The following is a 21,890-nucleotide window of genomic DNA, read 5'->3' on the forward strand; positions in this document are numbered from 1 at the left end:
GCCTCCTATGCCTGCACCAGTGGACCTGGGTTCTTCAGGTACTGCTCGCGAATGGCCCGCGCCGACCAGTAAGTCAGCGCCGCCACCAACCCGGTGGGGTTGTAGCCCAGCCCCTGGGGAAACGCCGAGGCGCCCGGCACGAAGACGTTGTGCACGTCCCAGCTCTGCAGGTAGCGGTTGATGGCACTGGTCTTGGGGTCGGTGCCCATGATCGCGCCGCCGTTGAGGTGGGTGGTCTGGTACACGGTGGCATCGAAGTGCTGACCGAACGCCTTCATCGACGCGGCGATCGCCTTGGGCCCCATGGCTTCGGCGATCTTGCGCATCTGCTCGACCATGAAGCGGTTCATCTTCACGTCGTTGTCCTTCCAGTCGAAGGTCATGCGCAGCAGCGGCAGGCCATAGGCGTCCTTGTACACCGGGTCCAGGTCCAGGTAGTTGTCGCGGTAGGACTGGTGCGCGCCATGGGCATCCATCGACAGCATGTGGCTGTAGCTGTCCGCCACCGCGGCCTTCCAGGCACTGCCCCACTTGGGCGTGCCTGGCGGGGTCTTGGTGCCGGAGATGGGCTTGGTGCCCGCCTGGTTGACCCAGAACGGCGAGCCGCCGACGAAGCCGAGCGGGCCATGGTCGAAGTTGTCGGCATTGAAATCGTCCACCGCCACGCCATTGCCGCCAGCGCCGATGAAGGGGTTGGTGTGGTGGCTGTTCTTGTCGAAGAAAGCGCTCACCGTGGACAGGTTCTGGAAGGCGAAGTTACGCCCCACCACACCCTGGTTGCTGACCGGGTCGTAGGGTTTGCCGATGCCCGAAAGCAGCATCAGGCGCACGTTGTTGAACTGGAAGGCACCGAGGATCACCAGGTCCGCCGGCTGTTCCACCTCGCGCCCCTGGGCATCGACGTAGGTCACGCCGGTGGCCAGGTTCTTCTCGGCATTGAGGTTGACCCGCAACACATGGGCATTGTTGCGCAGCTCGAAGTTCGGCACTTGGCGCAGGGCCGGCAGGATGTTCACGTTGGGCGAGGCCTTGGAATACATGTAGCAGGCATAGCCGCTGCAGTAGCCGCAGAAATTGCACGGGCCCATCTGTGCCCCGTAGGGGTTGGTGTAGGGCCCGGAGGTGTTGGCCGACGGCAAATTGTAGGGGTGGTAGCCGACCTCGCGGGCCGCCTTCTCGAACAGCTGCGCCGAGACGGTGTTCTTCTGCGCCGGCAGCGGGAAATCATCGGAGCGGTCCGGGGAGAACGGGTTGCCGCCCTTGTCGCGGCCCACCACCTGCCCCTTGATCGACCAGGCGGTGCCGGAGGTGCCGAAGACTTTTTCGGCGAAATCGAAGTACGGTTCCAGCTCTTCGTAGCTGACGCCGAAATCCTGGATGGTCATGCCTTCGGGGATGAAGGCCTTGCCATAGCGTTCCTCATAGTGGCTGCGCATGCGCAGCTCCATCGGGTCGACGCGAAAATGCACGCCCGACCAGTGCAGCCCGGCCCCGCCGGTGCCCGTGCCAGGCAGGAAGGCGCCGAACTGGCGGTACGGCACGGCCACATCGTTCAGGCTGTGACGCAGGGTCACGGTCTCGCGGGAAATGTCCATGAACAGTTTCTTGCGCGAGTTGTAGGTCAGCTCGTCCATGGTCTGCGGGTAGACACCGTCCGGGTAGGTGTCACGCGCTGGGCCCCGCTCCAGGGCGACCACCTGCAGGCCTGCCTCGGTCAGTTCCTTGGCCATGATCGCGCCGGTCCAGCCGAACCCGACGATGACCGCATCGACTTTCTTCATCACCTGGGCCATCGCTCAACCTCGCTCGCCAATGATGGATACCGGAGGGAAGGGATAGCGCTCGTCGCGTTCCACCCAATCCATGAAATCGGCGCGCGCGCCGGGGAAGCCGATCAGTTTCCAGCCAGCCAGGCCTTGGTTGCCACCGTGCAGCGGGTCGCTGAAGAACCCTTCGCGGGTGTTGAGCCAGAGCATGGCGAAGAAGGTGACGGCAGGCACCGAGGCCAGGGCCGCCTTGCCGCTGTCCAGGGCCTCCAGAGCTTGCTGCTGTTGGGCCGGGTCCAGCTGGGCGAACGGCTTGTTCCACTGCGCCTTGCACCAGGCGTCGGTTTCCTGGATACCCAGCCGGTAGATCTCCTGGGGGCTGAGCTTGAGCTGGTAGCCCAACTCGGCCGGGGCGTCCGGATGGAAGGGGCCCTGCATGTACCACAGGCCACCGCTGCCGTAGCGGGTATTGAGCTGGCGGTCGATGAATTCCGGTACACCGGCTTCTACCGCACCGGGGCCGAGCGCGTCGGCGGGAATGAGCACCGCGACCGCAGCGGAGATGAACGCCCACTCTTCGGCATTGAAGAAGGTCGGTTGGTAGGCGCGGGCGGGCGCCCTGCCCTGTTCGGGGTCCTTGGCGGGTGCGGGGGTAGTGGTTTCGGCAAGCACTGCGCTGCCCATGCCGGTGCTGGCGAGGGTGGCCACCGGAATGAGGGTCAGTGACTTGCGCAGGAACTCGCGGCGCGCCGGGTGCGCGAAGGCAGGTTCGTCGTTGGACATGGCTTTGGCCTCTTCTTTGACAGGTCAATCAGGTCATACATGGCATTCGCTCCGTTCGTGCGGGGCTGTTGTTGTTTTGTCGGGAAAGCATAGACAGTGCTGTTTCTGTGGGAGCCGGCTTGCCGGCGATCAAGGGCCAGCCTTTGCCCTGCAAAAGGCTGTGCCGGCCCAATCGCCGGCAAGCCGGCTCCCACCTGTCCTGCGCTGTTGCAAAGACACCGCCATACCTGTGGGGGCTGGCTTGCCAGCGATAGGACCTGGCAGTGCGCTATCCGGCCCTGCGCTCCCAAGCAATGGGATTCACCAGGTTGGCCGGTTTTTCACCCGCCAGGGCGGCGAGCAGGTTGTCCACCGCACAACGGGCCATGGCCTCACGGGTTTCGTGGGTGGCCGAGCCGATGTGCGGGGTCACCACCAGGTTGTCCAGTTGCAGCAAGGGTGAGTTGGCCGGCAGCGGTTCGCGGACGAATACGTCCAGGCCCGCGCCACGGATACGCCGCTCGCGCAGGGCCTGCAGCAGGGCCGCCTCGTCCAGCACACGACCACGGGCGATGTTCACCAGGATCGCCGAGGGCTTCATCAGCGCCAGCTCACGTTCGCCGATGAGGTTCTGCGTCTGCGCATTCAGCGGCACGCACAGGCAGACGAAATCGGACTCGGCCAGCAAGGCCTCGAGGCTGCGGTGACGCGCCCCATAGCGCGCTTCCACTTCGGGCCGTGGCTGGCGGGTGTGATACAGCACCTGCATGCCGAACCCTGCGTGGGCCCGACGGGCCAGGGCTTCGCCTATGCGCCCCAGGCCGACGATGCCCAGCGTCTTGCCGTGCACATCGCAACCGAACTGGGCCGGGCCGATGCCGGCCTGCCAATGGCCGTTGCGAATCCAGCCGTCGAGTTCCACCACCCGCCGGGCACAAGCCATCAGCAGGGCGAAACCGGTGTCGGCAGTGGTTTCGGTGAGCACGTCGGGGGTATTGGTCAGCAACACGCCGCGGCGGTCGAGCTCGCCGATGTCGTAGTTGTCCACGCCCACCGAGACGCTGGAGACCACCTCCAGCTGCGGCGCCAGGCCCAGCAGCTCGCCATCCAGACGCAGGCTGGCACCGAGCAGGCCATGAGCGCCCGGCAAGGCCGCCCGCAGGCGCGCCAGGCCATCGGCCGCCGGCGCCTCGACCAGGGTCACCTCGGCATGGGTCTGCAGGCGCTGCATGAGTTCATCGGACAAACGTTTGTACAAGACGATGCGTTTTTTCATGGTCGATACCTATTGGCTCGGCGCCAGCTGTTGGCGCCGTGCCTGTTGCGAAGGGTTGAGCACGGCGGTCAGGGCCACCGCTACCAGCAGTGCGCCGCACATGAACAGATAGGAAGCCCCCGGGCCGCCGGTGACACCGTTGAGGTAGCCCACCAGCCAGGAGCCGGAGAACGAGCCCAGCGCGCCCATGCTGTTGATCAGGGCCATGGCGCCACCGGCGACGTTGCTGGGCAGCAGTTCCGGCACGATGGCGAAGAACGGGCCGTAGGGGGCGTACATGCAGGCACCGGCGATCACCAGCAGGGTGTACGACCACCAGAAATGCTCGGTGCCGAGGATGTAGGAGCCGTAGAAGGCCAGGGCAGCGATCAGCAGCGGCGGCCAGACGAAACGCTTGCGCTTTTGCATGCGGTCGGATGCCCAGGACACCCCGAGCATGGCCAGCACCGCGCCCAGGTACGGCACCGCCGACAGCCAGCCGGCCGTGACGATATCCAGCGCCGCAGCTTGCTTGAGAATCGATGGCAACCAGAGCACGAAGCCATAGACACCGATGCTCCAGCAGAAGTACTGCAACGACAGGATGATCACCTTGGGCGAACGGAACGCCTCGCGGTAGTTCTTCACCGGTTTGATGCCCTGTTGCTCGGCGGCCAGGGCCTCGCGCAGCGCGGTTTTCTCCTGTGCCTTCAGCCAGTTGGCCTGCTCCGGGCGATCGTCCACCAGGCGCCACCAGATGAATGCCCACAGCACCGCCGGCAGGCCCTCGATGATGAACATCCAGCGCCAGTCGAAATGCTTGACCAGGTACCCGGACACCACCGACATCCACAGGATGGTCACTGGGTTGCCGAGGATCAGGAAGGTGTTGGCCCGCGAGCGCTCGGCGCGGGTGAACCAGTGGCAGAGGTAGATCAGCATGGCCGGCATCACTGCAGCCTCCACCACCCCCAGCAGGAAGCGGATGGCGATCAGCAGCGACACGTTCTGCACCATGCCGGTGAGCGTGGCCAGGCCGCCCCAGAGGATCAGGCTGACGAAGATCAGCTTCTTGACGCTGCGTTTTTCGGCATAGATGGCACCGGGTACCTGGAAGAAGAAGTAGCCCAGGAAGAACAGCGCCCCGAGCAGGGACGACAAGGCCGGGGTGATGTGCAGGTCATCGGCCATGCCCGAAGCGGCGGCAAAGCCGTAGTTGGCACGGTCAAGATAGGCCAGGCTGTAGGTGATGAAGACGATGGGCATGATGTACCACCAGCGTCTTGGGGCAAGTCGGTCGATCTGCATGGTTGTATCTCCTGAGCTTGTTGTTCTTGTTGCAACAGGTACCGGCCAGGCCGGCAGGTTCGGTTCAACCGCCGAAGCGGTCTTCGTAGGCATCCAATTCATGGCGCTGCGGCAGGCCTTCCATGTCGCCGCGTGATTGCACCGCACGGCTGCCGCACCAGTTGCCGCGAGCCACGGCGCGGCGCAGGTCATGGCCTTCGAGCAAGGCGCTGACCACACCCACGGCGAAGGCGTCGCCCGCCCCTACCGTGTCCACCACCTGCGCCACGGGACAGGGCGCGACCACCCCTTCGGCACCGCGGGCATCACGCAGGTACGCCCCCTCGGCGCCCAGTTTGATGGCCACGCATTGCACGCCGTGCTCCAGGTAGAAACCGGCAATGGCTTCAGGGGTTTGTCGACCGGTGAGCAGGCGTCCCTCTTCCAGCCCTGGCAGCACCCAGTCGGCCTTGAACGCCAGGGCATTGATTTCCTGGACCATGGTTTGCCGGTTAGGCCATAGCGATGGGCGCAGGTTGGGGTCGAAGGAGATGCTGCGGCCGTTGGCGCGCATGGCCTCGAGCAACTGCCGGGACAGGTCGCGGCACGACGCCGACAATGCCGGCACGATGCCTGTGGCATGCAGGTGGCGGGCATCCAGCAGCTCCGGGCACAGCTGCGCCGGCGACATGCGGCTGGCGGCCGAGCCTCGGCGGAAATATTCCACTTGCGGGTCGCTGCCATCGTCGCAACGTGCCTTGAGCTGGAAGCCCGTGGGGTATGCGGGGTCGATTTCGACACGGGCACAGTCCAGGCCTTCGCCACGCAGGCTGGCAAGCACGAAGGCGCCCAGCGAATCGTCGCCCACCCGGCTCAGCCAGTTCACCCGCAGGCCCAGACGCGCCAGGCCGATGGCCACGTTGCTGTCGGCACCGGCAATGCGCTTGCCGAAGCCTGCCACCTGGGCCAGGTCGCCGCACTGCTCGGCCACGAACATGGCCATGGTTTCACCGAAGCAGAGCACATCATGTTCAGCCATGGTGGACCTCCGCCTCGAGCACAGCCAGGTGCTGGACCTGCTGGCGGGTGTAGGCCAACAGATCGTCGTCGACCAATGGATACTCGATGGCCCGGGGCACGCCAGGCATGAAGTGGCTCATCAGCTGCCGCCAGGCCGCCAGGTCCGCTGCCTGCGGCGGCACTGCCACCAGGCGCCCGTCGTCACGCCGGGTGACGGCCTTGCAGTGCACGTAATGCACCCACCGGCCCAGCGCCTGTGCAGCCTGCAGGGGCGACTCGCCCTGCCAGTACCAGTTGCCGATGTCGAAGGTCATGCCCGGCGCCAGGTCGAGGGCGGCGGCACGCTCGAAGAATCGCTGCAGGGGGGCCAGGCGCCCGCCCTGGGGCGTCTGGTCGTTCTCGACGAACAGTGCCGCCCTGCGCCCAAGCAACGGCCGCAGGGCATGCAGGTCGCAGGTGTCGTGGTAATGGCCAAGGGATACTTTCAATGCCACTGCACCGATCCGCTCGGCCATGTCCAGCCGCTCGGCCACCACCGGCTCCAGGCTGCCGTCTTCGCGCCACAACTCCAGAGGCGTGGAAAACAGGCTTTCCAGCCCCAGCTTGACACTGGCCTTGGCCAAGGTGTCGGCATCAGGCCAGGTGTCGAACAGTTCTTCACGCCACTCCACGCGACGCGCACCGGCTTGCGCCAACAGCGGCAGATAGGTGACCTGGCCACGGCGCTTCACGGTATCGGCGCCGAAGCTCGACAGGCTGATGGAAACAGGGTTCGCATGCATCGTCGTTGTCCTTGTTCTTGTCAGATGAAACCGGTTTCATTTCCACGCAAAAAACAGCGCGACTCGCGGGCCGCGCTGCATTCAACTGCGTATCGGGGTGGAGCCTCGCACGATGAGCTGGGCGCGCAAGTCAAGCCTACGTGCCGGCAACTGGCTGCCTTGCAGACGCTCCAGCAGGCACTGGACCGCTGCGGCAGCGATGCGTTCGGTGGGCTGAGCAAGGGCCGTGATACCGCCACCGACCAAGGGGTACCAGTCCAGGTCGTCGAGGGCCACCAGACCCAGTTGCTGGAACAGCTGTTCACCGCGCCCATGCAGGTGACGCATCACCTCCAGGGTCGCCACGCCGTTGCAGCTGAACAGGGCCTGGGGGCCATGGCCAGCGCTGGCCAGGAACGCCGCCAGTTGCACAGGCAGGTTGGCGCTCACTTCCAGCACCTGGCCGCGCAGCCCAGGCCGTCGGGCGATGGCGGCCTGGAAAGCGGCCACCCGCTCCTGACGCGAACTGGTGCCGTCGAGGGGTTCGCTGACGGCGAGGATGTCGCGGTAACCGCAGGCGTGCAGATGGTCCAGGGCCTGCTCGACGGCATCGGCATTGTCCAGGCCCACCAAGTCGGTCTGCAGCTCGGCCAGTTGGCGATCCACCAGTACCATGGGCAGTTCCTGGGCCAGGCTGGCCAGTTCGCCGGCATGGTGGCCGAGGGTATTCACGATCAGGCCGTCGACGTTGTAGGCCTGCAACGCCTGCAAGTGCTGGCGCTCCTGGTCGTCGTCGCAGTCGGTGTTGCACACCACCAGGCTGTAGCCATGCTCGCGGCAGGCCGTCTCGACGCCGTGCATCACGGCCACTGAATAGGGGTTGCGGATATCGGCCAGGAGCATGCCGATCAGGCGCGTACGACCGCGCTTGAGGGCGCTGGCCATGCGGTTCGGGCGGTAGCCGAGCTGCTCGATCACCGCCTCGATGCGCTGGGCGGTGGCATCGGCCAGCAGTTGCCGGTCGCCGCCGATATAGCGCGAGACCGTGGCCTTGGAAACGCCGGCAGCCTGGGCCACTTCACTGATCGTGACCCGCGTGCGGGCTTGGGAAAGCGTCTTGTCCACCCGATGACCTTCTTGTATTCGCTTATGTGGGCAGGGTTATGAAAACGGTTTCAATAAAACAGGGAACCGGGGCTTCGTCAAGAGGGGCGGCGTGTGTCGAGGCAGCTTCGGTGTCTGTGAGATCGAGTGCCACACGGGTGGCGCTCGATCTCACAGGTCAGTACAACCGCGCCTTGATCAACGGCCGCAACAGGTAGTTGAGCACGGTCCGCTTGCCACTGAGGATGTCCACTTCGGCAACCATCCCCGGGATGATCGGCAACACCTGCGAACCGCGGGTCAACTGGCTGCCATCGGTGCGGATCAGCACCTGGTAGAACGACTCCTTGCCATGGGGCGTGTCCTCCTCGATGGTGTCGGCGCTGATCTGCTCCAAGGTGCCGCTGAGGTCGCCGTAGATGCTGTAGTCGTAGGCAGTGATCTTCACCTTGGCTTCCATGCCTGGCACCAGGAAGGCGACATCCCGGGGTTTGATCTTGGCCTCGACGAGCAACCGATCCTCTACCGGGATGATCTCCATGATCGGGTCTCCCGGCTTGATCACACCGCCACGGGTATTGATCAGGACCGTGTTCACCCTCCCCCGCACCGGCGACAGGATCTGCGTGCGGCGCAACTGGTCATGCCGCTGCTGCACGATCGGCTCCACTTGGGCCAGCTGGGCCTTCTTGTCGGCGCGTTCGGTGTAGGCCTCCTGGAAGTAGGTGTTCTTGAGCTCGGTGAGCTTACCGGTCAAGGTGGCGATGTCCTGGCTGAGCTTGAGCGCCTCCATCTGGCTGACTGCGCGCTTTTCCACCAACGGGCGGACCAGGTTCAGTTGGCGCTGGGCCAGGCCGATCTGCTGTTGCACGGCACGGGTGCCTTCGTGCAACTTGGCCCGGCGCGAGGCAAACAGCTCCTGCTCCGAACGTGCCAACGGGCTCTTGCCGTCGATGTCGCTGGGGAACTCGATGCGGTCCTTGCCCAGCACCTCGGCGTCCAGGCGGGCGATCGCCGCACGCAGGACCTGGGACTGGTTGGCCGATTCCTGGTAGTTGGTCAGGAAGTGCGTTTCATCCAGCTGCACCACCGGCTGCCCTATCTCAACCAGATCGCCTTCGTTGACCAGCAGGCGGTCGAGGATGCCCCCTTCGAGGCTCTGGATCTTCTGGATGCGGCTGAACGGCACCACGCGACCATCGCCCCGGGTCACCTCGTCCAGCTCAGCCCAGGCCGCCCAGGCGATGAACAGCACCAGCGTACCCAGCAGCGTCCACAACAGCGGCCTGTAGGTCGGGTGGGTGGTGGCCAGCAAGGGGTCTTCCAGCTGCCTGCGCAACGGCAGGTTCTTCGTTTCAACGCCCATGGGCACGCTCCTCGACCGGTGAGACCTGGACCTGGTTGCCTTGCACCACCTGTTGCACGGCGCCGTCCATCACGACCTGCCCCTGGCGCAGCACCACGGCACGGTCCACCAGGGCCAGCATGCTTTTCTTGTGGGTGGTCAGGATCAGCGTGCGGCTGCCCAGCCAGCGCTGCAGGTAGTTGACCACCTGCAGTTCGCTGGCCTGGTCGAAGGCCGCGGTCGGCTCGTCGAGCAACACGATCGAAGGGTCCTGCAGCAGCACCCGGGCCAACCCTACGGCCTGGCGCTGACCACCCGAAAGGCTGGCATTGCCGTGGATCGGCATGTCCAGCCCCAGGGCATGGCCCCGCACGAACGGGCCAAGCCCGACGCCGTCCAGGGCCTCCAGCAGGTCTTCGTCAGGCAGTGCGGCATTGGCCAGGTTGAGGTTATCGCGCAATGTACCGTGGAACAGCGCCACATCCTGGGGCAGGTAGCCGATACCGCGTTGACGGTCGGCCGGGTCGATCTGCCCGAGGCTCACATCGTCGAGCAACAGGCGCCCCGCTTGCGGGCTGGTCAACCCGCTGAGCAGGCGCAACAGCGACGATTTGCCCGCGCCGTTGCCACCGAGCAAGGCCACGCGCTCGCCGGCCTTGATGGTCAGCGCCTGTACATTCACCACCGGAGGGCTGTCGCCATGGGCCAGGCGCACGCCTTCGAGCTGGTAGTGCCCGGCCAGGCGTTCCTTGTGCACGAAGCGTTGCCCGCTGGGGCGCTCCTGGTCCGCTGACATCAACTGGTCCAGGCCTTCCATGGCCACCTTGGTGTGCTGCCAACGGCCCAGGATGCCAGCCACCTGGGACAATGGCGCAATCGCCCGGGAGGCCAGGATCGAGCAGGCAACCAAGGCACCGACCGTCATCGCCCCGTCGTTGATCCGGTACACACCGAACACCACCACGCCCACGTAGCACAGCTGCTGGATGATGCTCGAGGTGTAGCTCAAGACGCTGACCAGGGCCTGGGTCCGCAGGGCTGTGGTCGACAGCTCGCCGGTCAGGGTCTCCCACTGGTGCAGGCAACGCCCTTCGGCACGGGTGGCCTTGACGGTTTCCAGGTGCTCGAAAGCCTCCAGCAGCACACCGTTTTTCATTGCCCCCTCACGCAGGTTCTGCCGCGACAGCGAGCCGAGCACGCGTTGGGTCAACAGCCCCGGCAACACCATCAACACGCAGGCCACCAGCGGCATCCAGACCACATGCCCACCCACCAGGGCGATGATCAACAGGAAGATCGCCACGAAGGGAATGTCGCTGATCAACGCAGCGCTGGAGGAGGTGAAGAACTCACGCACCGATTCGAACTCGCGCACCTGGGTACTGAACGCGCCCATCGAGGCCGGCTTGGCCGCCAGGCGTGTACTCAGCACGCGTGAGAACAGCAGGGTCGACAATTGCAGGTCCAGGCGCTTGCCCAGCACCGTCAACAGGTGCCCGCGCAGGATCCGCAACACGCCGTCCAGGACGATCGCCGCCATCACGCCACTGGCCAGGATCCACAAGGTGTCGAAGGCGCCGTTGGGGACCACCCGGTCGTACACCTGCATGGCGAACAACGCCGAGGCGATGGCCAGCAGGTTGGCCGCAAAGGCGGCGAACGCCACCTCGGTGTAGGAGCGCCACAGCCGTCGCAGCGGGCCGAAGAACCAGTGCTCACCCGGCGCCTTGGCGTAGTCGCCGATGCGACCGTCAGGGCGGAACCGACACTTGGCGAAGACCACCGTACCGCTGTACAGCGCCTCGAGCTCAGCCAGGGCCATGCGCTCGGCGCCGCCATTGCTTTGCGGCACCAGCACCCGTGCATGCTCGTCTTCCACCCCCACCAGTAGCACGGTCTGGCCGTTGTTCAGCAGCAGCAGCGCCGGGAGCAGGTAATCGTCCATTTGTCGCAGGGGCTGCTCGACCACCTGGGCAACGATGTCGGCACGGCGCAGCGCCCGTACCACCTTGTTCAGGGGCAACTGCCCCTGTTCCAGGGCAATGCCATCGACCAGTTCGGCATCACCGAGTGGACGACCGAGTTGCCGGCACAGCAGTAGCAATCCCTGACGCAACGGGTCCTGATGGTTGTCCACCGGCAACGTCACGACCTTCGCTTGGCTGGTATCGATGTCCATGATTCAAACGCCCCTCCACTAATGGGCCCAGCCAACCGACCTGGGCGGCGGCCCGATACTCGACTCGCTTCTGTTCGAAATGCAGGTTGATCAATTGGCGTTCGGCCTCGAAGCGCTCGCGCTGCACGTTGAGCAGGTCGATCACGTCGCGCCGACCGACCTCGAACTGCTCGCGGTACAACCCCGCGACCTGCTCCGCTTCCGTCACCTGCTGGCTGAGCGATTGCTCACGCCAGCGCAGGGTCTCGCCTGTGTCGAACAAGGTCTGCAACTGCCTGCGGATATCGCGTTGCATGGCATCGGCGGTCCAGCGCGCCGACTCCAGGCGCTGCTGCGCCGCGGTCGGGCGCTGGAAGTTGGAAAGCCCTTGGAAGGTGTCCATGCGCAAGCGCAGGGATACCACCGAGTCGTTTTCCAGATGCCCACCCACCTCACGGCGCAAGGCCGATGCCTCCAGGTTCAGTTGTGGTAAAAGCGAGGCCTTGGCCTCACGCACTTGGGCCTCGGCCACATTGGCGTCCTCGACGGCCTTGCGCTGCAAGGGCGAGTCGCGGATGACCTGCTTCAGGTCGCTGGCAGCCAGGTACCGCTGCATGGACATCGGTTGCGGCTCCTCCAGGTCCGCTGGGGGTTGCCCGACCAGGATGTCGTACTGGTTGCGGGCGTCCTGCAGGGTGCCCTTTTCCAGCGACAACTGCTCCTGGGCCCGGGCCAGCTCCAGGTTGGCGCGATCCAGTTCGCTGCGATCGGCATAGCCGTCGCCGCCACGGTCCTGGGTCATCTGGCGGACGCCGTCCAGGCGCTGGATATGCTGGCGCACGGCTTCCACCCGTTGAGTGGCGGCCAATACGTCCAGGTAGGTCTCGATGATGTCCAGGGCCGCATCGTCCTGGGCTACCCGCACCGCCTCCAACTGCTTGCGCTCGGTGGCACTGGCACCATCGACTTTGCTGCCCACGCGGCCCCAGTCGTAGAGCATCTGGGACACGGTGACGTCGTACACGACCTCACCGAAATCGAATTCCTGTGGCCCGCCGGACATCGACAGGGCCGGGTAATAGCCTCCCTTGGCAATCTTCACCTCGGTGCCGGCGCGTTCGGCCTCGGCGATGGCCGAACGCACGTCCGGGTGAATGGCCAGCCCCGACCGTACCGCCTGGTCGAGGGACATGGCCGACGTCAACACCGGCAGGCCGAGTGAAAGGAGCCAGACGACTCCTTTCACCATCTGCCGCCCCTTGCGGGACTGCGCGGCTCGTTTCATCAGACCACGACCTGAACGGTGTTGTCCTCGATCAACAGGGTCGTGCTACCGAACGTGTAGACGTCGTAGGTCACACCGTCGATCAACTGGGTGGTGCCGGTATTGACCGCTCCCACCACGTTCAGGGTGTCGTTGTTTTCACCGGTGATCTGCAACGTGTTGTTGGCATCGGTGATGACATCGACCTCCGCCGCCGTCAGGGTCAGCACACTGCCGCTGTCGCCCTTGCCCAGGTCGATGCGCTCGATGTTGCTGAGCGTGCCGACGCCTGCGCCGTTGTAGTCCAGGTCGATGCCGTTGGCGAGCAACAGCGTGTCGAACCCGGCGCCACCATCGATGCTGACGAAGTTGTTCGCCGTGACCTGGAGGGTGTCGTTGCCGTCACCGCCTTGGACCTGGTCACCGCTGCCCACGTTGAAGATCAAGTCGTGGCCTGCCCCACCGTTGATGTGTTCGGAACTGCCGTCGGCACCGGACAGAACATCATCTCCGGCAGTGCCATTCACGTTGATATCACCCAATCCCAAAGTGATACCGTTACCGCCCACCGTGACGCCATAGGCAGCACTATCGTTGCCGTTGGCGTCGGTAGCCACGAGGTTGACGGCAAGCAACGTATTGCCGGTAAGGATATCGGTGATATCTATGCCCAACTGAGGCAGGACATTGAGCAGATTCACGTTGAAGTCCCCGTTGGCGTTGGCCTGGATCGGCGTCAATGTCACTTCTGCCCCGAGCGCGCCTACCCGCACCAGTACACTCGAGTTCGGCTCAGTGGTGCCGCTGATCCCGAGGCGCAAGTCCAGTGGGTTCAAGCTAACGTCCAGGCCGAAGTTGCCGATGGTCACCGGCTGCTCGATGCTGGTACCCACGCCGATGGTGGCTACGTTGCTCGGGTTGCCGGCCGGGTCGCGGCCGACCACCGAGACCTGCGCGTTGAGCAGCTGGTCCCAGCTGAAGTCGATGTCCAGGTCGGTCAGCAGGTTCAGCGATGCCAAGCCGCTGTTGTCAGCGGTGGCAGTAGCGGTTGCGGTCACTCCTCCCACGTCCACGGTGATCGTCAGCTCAGTACCCGGCTCCGCGGAAATGGTCAGGATGTTGCCTACCAGCGACAACACCGGGGTGGCTGGCGGCACGGTGTCGATGGTGAATGCCACCGGTGTCGATGCATTACCACCGACCTCGGCCGTGACGGTCGAGGCCCCTTCCGGGAACGGCCCCTGGCCGCCGGGTGGCGTCAGGGTCACGGTGACATTGCCAGCCTGGATGTCGCCTGCGGTAAGGGTATAGTCGACCGAGGCCTCATAACCGTTCTGCCCGGCGAACGTGACGGTGACCACTTGCCCGGCCTGCATGGTCGGGCGCAGGGCCATATCGACCTGGATGCCGTCGCCGATTTCGGCGGCATTGATCCAGGTGTCGGCAGCCTCTGGCACGGTGATGGTCGGCGGTGCCAGGTCCGGTGCAGTGATCGTGGCCGGGCCACTGACATTGCCAGCGGCATCCACGGTAACGGCCGAGAGCAGCTCACCGGTGATCAGCGGAGAGGTGGGCGACCAGCTGAAGTCGCCATTGCCATCGACGTTCACTGTGATCGGGTTGGCAGTGTCGCCGTTGACCACGATGCGCACCTGACTGTTGGGCTCGGCGGTGCCGGTCAACAGCGTGCCGTCGGCATTGATGCTCAGCAGTGGTGCGGGCGGAGCCACTGAATCGACGGTGGTGCTGGCCGGGCCGCTGGTGTTGCCCGCGGCGTCTTCGGCCATGGCATTGACCACGGTGCCGTTGGGCAGCGGCGTGCCAGGGGTGAAGCTCCAGTTGCCGCTGCCATCGGCGGTCGCCTCGCCAATCGGGTTGCCATTGCCGTCGGTGAGGATCACCGTCGCGCCGGCTTCGGCGGTACCGCTGATGATCACACCATTGGTCGGGTTGATGATCGGCGTAGGCGGCGCCACGGTATCGACCGTGACGCTGGTCGGGCCGCTGGTGTTGCCGGCCGGGTCCTGGGCCACGGCATTGATCACGGTGCCGTTGGCCAGCGGCGTGGTGGGTGTGAAGCTCCAGTCGCCGTTGCCATCGGCGGTGGTCTGGCCGATCGGGTTGCCGCCGCCGTCAGTGAGGATGACAGTGGCACCGGCTTCGGCGGTGCCGCTGATCTCCGTGCCATTGCTCGGGTCGACGACCGGCGCGTTAGGCGCCACACCGTCCACGGTAATCACGGCCGGGGCACTGTCGACGTTGCCGGGGTTGCGGGCTACGACGTTGACTACCGTGCCGTCCGGCAGCGGTGTGCCGGGGGTGAACGACCAGTTGCCGCTGCCATCGGCGGTGACCTGGCCGATCGGGTTGCCATTGCCGTCGGTGATGATGATGGTGTTGCCCGCATCGGCGGTACCGCTGATCACCGAGCCATTGCTCGGATCGACCTGCGGAATCGACGGCAGCGAAGTATCGACCGTGGTGGTACTTGGAACGCTTACATTGCCTGCCGCATCGGTAGCCGTGACGTTGACCACGGTGCCATTGGGCAGCTGCGTACCCGGCGTGAAACTCCAGTTGCCGCTGCCGTCGGTGGTGGTTTGGCCAATCGGATTACCGTTGCCATCGGTCAGGGTGATGCTGCTGTTCGGTTCGGCGGTGCCGTTGACCACGTTGCCGTTGCTGGCATTGACCACTGGCGCTGTCGGTGCGACAGCATCCACCGTGGTGCTGCCTTGTGGGCCGGTGTTGCCGGCCGGGTCTTGGGCTACGGCATTGACTACGGTGCCGTTGGGCAACGGGGTGCTCGGCGTGAACGACCAGTTGCCGCTGCCATCGGCCGTGGTTTCACCGATAGGGTTTCCATTGCCATCGGTGAGAATGACCTTGGCTCCGGCTTCAGCAGTACCGCTGAGTGTCGTGCCATTGCTTGGTGCGATTACCGGGGCTGCCGGCGCTACCGCGTCCACGGTCGTTGCTGCTTGCGGCCCAGTGTTACCGGTCGGGTCGGTCGCAGTGGCCACGATGACGGTGCCGTTTGGCAACGGGCTGCCAGGAGTGTACGACCAATTGCCACTGCCATCGGCAGTGACCTGGCCGATCGGATTGCCGCCACCATCGGTCAAGGTCACGGTGGCGCCAGCTTCAGCGGTACCGCTGATGGTCGTGCCATTGCTCGGATTGATCACTGGCGCAGGTGGCGCGCTGGCGTCCACGGTCACGGTCGCCGGCGGGCTGTCGTTGCCGGCAGCGTCCTGGGCCACCACATTGACGACAGTGCCATTGGGGATCGGCGACGTCGGGGTGAAGCTCCAGTTGCCAGCGCCATCGGCCGTGGCTTCACCAATCGGGTCACCGTTGCCGTCGGTGAGGATGACCTTGCTGTTCGGCTCGGCAGTACCGGTGAGGGCGTCGCCCTTGGACAGGTTGACGGTAGGCGCGGCTGGCGCGATTGCATCCACGGTAGCCGAGCCCTGCGGGCCAGTGTTGCCGGCCGGGTCCGTTGCGGTGGCGTTGATCACGGTGCCATCAGGCAAGGCGATGGCCGGCGTGAAGGTCCAATTGCCGCTGCCATCGGCGGTGGCCTCGCCAATCGGGTTGCCATTGCCGTCGCTCAGGGTCACGGTGCTGCCAGGCTCGGCGGTGCCGCTGATGGTGCTGCCATTGCTTGGATTGACCACTGGCGCGGCCGGTGCCACGGCATCGACCGTGACGGCGGCTGGTGAGCTGGTGTTGCCCGCCTCGTCCAAGGCCACGGCTTCGACCACCGTGCCATGAGGCAACGGCGTCGCCGGGGTGAACGACCAATTGCCGCTGCCGTCAGCGGTCGCCTGGCCGATCGGGTCGCCATTGGTGTCCAGAAGCAGCACGGTGGCGCCAGGTTCGGCGGTACCGCTGAGCTCTACACCATTGCTCGGCTCGATGACCGGCGCGTCGGGCGCCACGGCGTCCACGGTGATGCTGGCCGGGGCACTGTCGATATTGTTGCCCGGATTGCGCGCCACGACATTGACGACCGTGCCATCGGGCAGCGCGGTGGTCGGGGTGAACGTCCAGTTGCCGCTGCCGTCGGCGGTGGTCTGGCCGATCGGGTTGCCATTGCCGTCGCGGATGATGATCAGGTTACCCGCATCGGCCGTACCGCTGATCATCGCGCCATTGCTGGCGTCGACCTGGGGAACGTTCGGTACCGAGGTGTCCACGGTCGTGGTGCCTGGGCCACTGACGTTGCCGGCAGCATCGGTGGCCGTGGCATTGACCACCGTACCATTGGGCAGCGCAGTGGCCGGCGTGTAGCTCCAGTTGCCGGCGCCATCGGCGGTAACCTGGCCGATCGGGTTGCCGGTACCATCAGTCAGGGTGATGGTGCTGTTCGGTTCCGCGGTACCGCTGACCAGGACGCCATTGGTCGGGCTGACTACAGGCGCCGCAGGCGCGACCGAGTCCACCGTGGTGGAACCTTGCGGGCCGGTGTTGCCGGTCGGGTCGGTGGCCGTGGCATTGACCACGGTGCCGTTCGGCAGCGCGGTGGCTGGTGTGAACGACCAGTTGCCGCTGCCATCAGCGGTTGTTTCGCCGATGGGGTTACCGTTGCCATCGGTCAGGGTCACGGTGCTGCCTGGTTCAGCGGTACCGCTCAAGGTAGCACCGTTGGTTGGGTTGACCACGGGTGCGGCCGGAGCAACGCTGTCCACGGTGACGGAGCTTGGGCCGCTGCTGTTACCGGCAGGGTCCTGGGCCACGGCATTGATCACGGTGCCGTTGGCCAGCGGAGTGCCTGGGGTGAACGACCAGTTACCGCTGCCATCGGCCGTGGTCTGGCCGATCGGATTGCCGTTGCCGTCGGTGAGCAGGATGGTTGCGCCGGCTTCGGCAGTACCGGTGATATCCACGCCATTGCTCGGCTCGACGACCGGTGCGTCAGGCGCCACGCCATCGACGGTGATGACGGCCGGGGCGCTGTCGATGTTGGCGGGGTTACGGGCCACCACGTTGATGACAGTGCCATCGGGCAGCGGAGCGCCTGGCGTGAACGACCAATTGCCACTGCCATCGGCGGTGACTTGGCCGACCGGGTTGCCGTTGCCGTCGGTGATGATGATGGTGTTGCCCGCATCGGCGGTACCACTGATCACCGAACCATTGCTCGGGTCGACCTGCGGGATCGATGGCAGCGAACTGTCCACGGTAGTCGTGCCTTGCGGGCCGGTGTTGCCGGCCGCATCGGTAGCCGTGGCATTCACCACGGTGCCGTTCGGCAATTGCGTGGCCGGGGTGAACGTCCAATTACCGCTGCCATCGGCAGTCACCTCGCCAATGGGGTTGCCGTTGCCATCGGTCAGGGTCACGGTGCTGTCAGGCTCGGCGGTCCCGTTGATCACGTTGCCATTAGTAGGGTTGACCACCGGCGCTGCCGGCGCGACGGCATCCACGGTGGTGCTGGCCGGCGCGCTGGAGTTGCCCGACGGGTCGGTGGCGGTGGCGTTGACCACGGTGCCGTCAGGCAGCGCAGTGCCTGGTGTGAACGACCAGTTGCCGCTGCCATCGGCAGTGGCTTGGCCAATCGGATTGCCGTTGCCGTCGGTGAGGGTCACGGTGCTGCCCGGCTCGGCGGTGCCGCTCAAGGTGGTGCCGTTGCTGGGATTGAGCACTGGTGCGCTTGGAGCCACGGCATCGACGGTGACGCTGCCCTGCCCGCTGGTGTTGCCCGTCGGGTCGGTGGCGGTGGCGTTGACTACGGAGCCGTTGGGCAACGGCGTGCTCGGCGTGAACGACCAGTTGCCGCTGCCATCGGCGGTGGCTTGGCCAATCGGATTGCCATTGCCATCGGTCAGGGTCACGGTGCTGCCCGGCTCGGCGGTACCGCTCAAGGTAGTGCCATTGGTTGGGTTGACCACGGGCGCGGCCGGTGCGCTGGAGTCAACGGTGACAGCAGCTGCTGGGCTGGTGTTGCCTGCAGCGTCCTGGGCCACCACATTGACGGCCGTTCCATTGGGCAGCGGCGTGGTCGGGGTATAGGTCCAGTTGCCGCTGCCGTCGGCCGTGGTTTCGCCGATAGGGTTGCCGCTGCCGTCGGTGATGATCACCTTGCTGCCCGGCTCCGCAGTGCCGCTCAGGCTGCTGCCGTTGCTCAGGTTCACGGTCGGAGTCGCTGGCGCGACGCCATCCACAGTGGTGCTGGCTGGCGCGCTGGAGTTGCCCGACGGGTCGGTGGCGGTGGCGTTGACCACGGTGCCGTTCGGCAATGGCGTGCTCGGCGTGAACGACCAATTGCCACTGCCGTCGGCGGTGACCTGGCCAATCGGGTTGCCGTTGCCATCGGTCAGGGTCACCGTGCTGCCCGGCTCGGCGGTACCGCTCAGGGTGCTGCCGTTGGTTGGGTTGACCACCGGCGCGTCAGGCGCAACGGCATCGACGGTGACGCTGCCCTGCCCGCTGGTGTTGCCAGCCGGGTCTTTGGTCACCACATTGACCACGGTGCCGTCCGGCAGCGGTGTGGTCGGAGTGTAGGTCCAGTTGCCGTTGCCGTCGGTGGTGGTTTCTCCGATGGGGTTGCCGTTGCCATCGGTGATGATCACGGTGCTGCCTGGCTCAGCGGTGCCGCTGATGGTGCTGCCATTGGTTGGGTTGACCACCGGCGCGTCAGGGGCGACGGCATCGACGGTGATCGTTGCGCCTGGGCTGGTGTTACCGGCGGCGTCCTGGGCCACCACATTGACCACCGTACCATCCGGCAGCGGTGTACCGGGTTTGAAGGTCCAGTTGCCATTGGCATCGGCAGTGGTCTGGCCGATGGGGTTGCCGTTGCCGTCGGTGAGAATCACCGTGCTGTTCGGTTCTGCGGTGCCGCTGAAGCTCGAGCCGTTGCTGGGGTTGATCGTCGGTCGGCCGGGCGCGACTGTGTCTGGTGTGGAACCACCGTCGCTGCCACCGCCGCCACCCCCGCCGTTACTGGCAAGAGCGATACCGCCGCCAACGATAGCCACGCTGGCGAGCAGTGCCCCGCCGGAGACGCCGGCGACGCCGGAGGCTGCCGTCAAGGACTCAAAACCAGCCATACCGTCCTGGGGCACATAGGTGGCCGCGACGACTCCGTCGGTTTCTGCGGCGGCAAGGTCGACCGCCACCAGCTTGTCGTCCTCGCCCACCAGGAACAATTCGCTGGGTGCCTGGCCTTCGGCATAGAAGTTGGCGATACGCACGGTTTCGCCATTTTTCAGATGCACCACAAGATCGGGACCTTGACGGGAGTATTCGGCTACCGCGTCCGGTGAAAGCCCGAGTGCAACATTACTGCTCTGGGTGAGGGTGAGCTGGCCGTCCACCGCAACTGCCGGAGCATCCGCGAGGGTGTGAGAGGGTTGGGTGGAAGCAATCACTTTCGCTTGAATCGACATTCAAACTTCTCCTTGTATTGACGCGACTTGGCAAAGGGCCAATCGGCATCCATTGCGAACCCTCAAGCGGGAAAGACCGCACCGGGAATAAGCTTTTATCCTGTGCCCGTTGCGGAAATCCTCTGACGAATCGGCACCCGAACCAACCAAACTTCCGGCAGCCGGACACACTGACGCCCCGCACTGAAACGTTCAAACAGTCGCTTGTATATAAAACCAGACCACACAACGAATCACGTGCAGGCGAAAAAAGAATGGCCTGCCAGGACCCGCACGCCTTGAGTAATTAAAAAAAGATCAATAGTTTCCGACACCACCAGTACTCAATCGCCCCTTCCCTCCTGCCGAAAGCCGAATAGAGCCAGTTATATATAGGACTAATCGCTTCTATATATATCCAGCCTTCACTTCACACTTCCATACCGCATAAGAAAGTGCATGCGGGATAAAACGTCAAGGGCCTATGTGAAAAACCTTTGTGTTCGATCAACGCGAACAGTGAGCCCTCTGCAGCCTGAAGGCGGCAAAGCACAAGTGGCAAGCGAAAGCGACACTCGCTTGGCGTTAATCGGAACGGTATAACTAACTTAAGAATTAATCAGGAAGGTGGTCGCACACCACCGAAAAGGAACAGTCCGTTTCACGAACGGAACGATTGCGACGTGGCTCGCATTTTAACGACCCATCGAAGGGCACATTAGAAAACCGACTTGCTCAGGCTTTTAAAAAGATGGTATTCAAACAATGCCCAGGGACGGGCGACTTTTCGACCTAAATAAACGCACGCGATAGCAAGGGATATTTACGACTCCCGCTAACGGTACACATAAACGGGCATGCCGATATGAATTGGAAACTAGCCAGACGTAAAACAACGAAGATGGCGTCCCCGGCAGGAATCGAACCTGCACCAAGGCCTTAGGAGGGCCCCGTTCTATCCATTAAACTACGAGGACGGATAGTGCGATTCCCACTGGACATGCCGTGCGTGGGAGCTTGATGTGACGCCTCGCAGGCAGGGCTGCATGCGAGACGGCGAGCATCTTAACCAGCGACCGACCGTTTGTCATGCCTCAATCCATGTTTTACCTGTAATCCTTTTCGGCATTTCCAGGGCTCATCGCGCCACCGCTAACCACCCGGTACGTGGGCAGCCCTGGCGATCACCCCCTCGTCGGCCAGGAGTTCAAGCAATGCGCCCACGGTAGTGGTCAGCGAAAGCGAATTATCCAACACATGCACATCCGGTGCGTCGTGACGCTGCAACCGTGCATTGCGCTCGAGCCGCTGCTCGATCTCCTCGACTGTTTCTCGCCCTCTGGCAAGCAGGCGCAGCCTCAATACCTGCGGCGCGACGTCCAGCCGAATCGCCAGCAGGCCGGGATAACGTCGTCGCGCCTCGGGCAGGTAACCGCGAGAACCATTCACCAGCACATGGCGACCGGCCGCCAACCATTCATCGACTTGCGCAGGGATACCGTACTGCAGCGCATTGGCCTGCCAATGCATCGCAAACGCGCCCGCCTCGCGCATTGCCTCGAACTGCTCAAGGCTCACTCCGTGAGCCGCCTCCCCCTTGGATTCGGCCGAACGCGTAATCACGCGCCTGGCGATTTCGATGCCGTGGGCCAGCAATTGCGCTCGCGCTGCATCGATCAGGGAATCTTTTCCTGATCCGGAAGGTCCAATCAGAAATATCAGGCGACCTGCCGTGTGAAGCGTGCCGCTTGCGTCATGTCGCATAGCCACTATGCTCAAGTGAGGGAACCTG

11 protein-coding genes, 1 tRNA gene and 1 pseudogene are annotated in these 21,890 nt (G+C 64.6%); all 13 read right to left on the reverse strand.

The genetic code is table 11. The features are described 5' to 3' along the window. Window positions 1-5: 5 nt before the first annotated feature. Entirely contained in the window at window positions 6-1,793 is a 1,788-nt protein-coding gene (locus tag ACNFCI_RS08865; protein WP_084858270.1) for a GMC family oxidoreductase, read from the reverse strand. Window positions 1,794-1,796: 3 nt separating this feature from the next. Continuing rightward, on the reverse strand, window positions 1,797-2,549 hold the full coding sequence (locus ACNFCI_RS08870; protein ID WP_368830184.1) for a gluconate 2-dehydrogenase subunit 3 family protein: 753 nt from the start codon (window positions 2,547-2,549) through the stop codon (window positions 1,797-1,799). Window positions 2,550-2,817: 268 nt separating this feature from the next. Beyond that, window positions 2,818-3,804 (reverse strand): 2-hydroxyacid dehydrogenase, encoded by a 987-nt coding sequence (locus tag ACNFCI_RS08875; RefSeq protein ID WP_368830185.1) that lies wholly within the window; start codon window positions 3,802-3,804, stop codon window positions 2,818-2,820. 9 nt (window positions 3,805-3,813) lie between these two features. Continuing rightward, window positions 3,814-5,091, reverse strand: a complete 1,278-nt coding sequence (locus tag ACNFCI_RS08880) for an MFS transporter (protein ID WP_368830186.1) — start codon at window positions 5,089-5,091, stop codon at window positions 3,814-3,816. Window positions 5,092-5,155: 64 nt separating this feature from the next. Beyond that, complete coding sequence (locus tag ACNFCI_RS08885; protein WP_368830187.1) at window positions 5,156-6,109, reverse strand: sugar kinase; 954 nt, start codon at window positions 6,107-6,109, stop codon at window positions 5,156-5,158. Then, window positions 6,102-6,872 (reverse strand): sugar phosphate isomerase/epimerase family protein, encoded by a 771-nt coding sequence (locus ACNFCI_RS08890; RefSeq protein WP_368830188.1) that lies wholly within the window; start codon window positions 6,870-6,872, stop codon window positions 6,102-6,104. The genes ACNFCI_RS08885 and ACNFCI_RS08890 overlap by 8 nt, the downstream gene beginning before the upstream one ends. A gap of 81 nt (window positions 6,873-6,953) precedes the next feature. Then, a complete protein-coding gene (locus tag ACNFCI_RS08895) occupies window positions 6,954-7,976 on the reverse strand; it encodes a LacI family DNA-binding transcriptional regulator (RefSeq protein ID WP_368830189.1) in 1,023 nt (340 codons plus the stop codon). Window positions 7,977-8,133: 157 nt separating this feature from the next. Next, the gene (locus ACNFCI_RS08900; RefSeq protein ID WP_368830190.1) at window positions 8,134-9,321 is read right to left on the reverse strand and encodes an HlyD family efflux transporter periplasmic adaptor subunit; all 1,188 of its coding nucleotides are present in this window, start codon (window positions 9,319-9,321) and stop codon (window positions 8,134-8,136) included. Next, window positions 9,311-11,479, reverse strand: a complete 2,169-nt coding sequence (locus tag ACNFCI_RS08905; protein WP_368830191.1) for a type I secretion system permease/ATPase — start codon at window positions 11,477-11,479, stop codon at window positions 9,311-9,313. The genes ACNFCI_RS08900 and ACNFCI_RS08905 overlap by 11 nt, the downstream gene beginning before the upstream one ends. Further along, window positions 11,475-12,743, reverse strand: a pseudogene (locus ACNFCI_RS08910) (TolC family protein); the annotation flags it as partial. The gene ACNFCI_RS08905 and the pseudogene ACNFCI_RS08910, both read right to left, overlap by 5 nt. Then, complete coding sequence (locus tag ACNFCI_RS08915) at window positions 12,743-20,119, reverse strand: Ig-like domain-containing protein (protein ID WP_368830192.1); 7,377 nt, start codon at window positions 20,117-20,119, stop codon at window positions 12,743-12,745. The pseudogene ACNFCI_RS08910 and the gene ACNFCI_RS08915, both read right to left, overlap by 1 nt. An 881-nt stretch (window positions 20,120-21,000) precedes the next feature. Continuing rightward, window positions 21,001-21,075, reverse strand: a tRNA-Arg gene (locus ACNFCI_RS08920). 175 nt (window positions 21,076-21,250) lie between these two features. After that, window positions 21,251-21,862, reverse strand: a complete 612-nt coding sequence (gene phnN / locus ACNFCI_RS08925) for a phosphonate metabolism protein/1,5-bisphosphokinase (PRPP-forming) PhnN (protein WP_368830193.1) — start codon at window positions 21,860-21,862, stop codon at window positions 21,251-21,253. Window positions 21,863-21,890: the final 28 nt, after the last annotated feature.

The organism is Pseudomonas sp. NY15356 (assembly GCF_048068175.1).
GTDB lineage: Bacteria > Pseudomonadota > Gammaproteobacteria > Pseudomonadales > Pseudomonadaceae > Aquipseudomonas > Aquipseudomonas putida_K.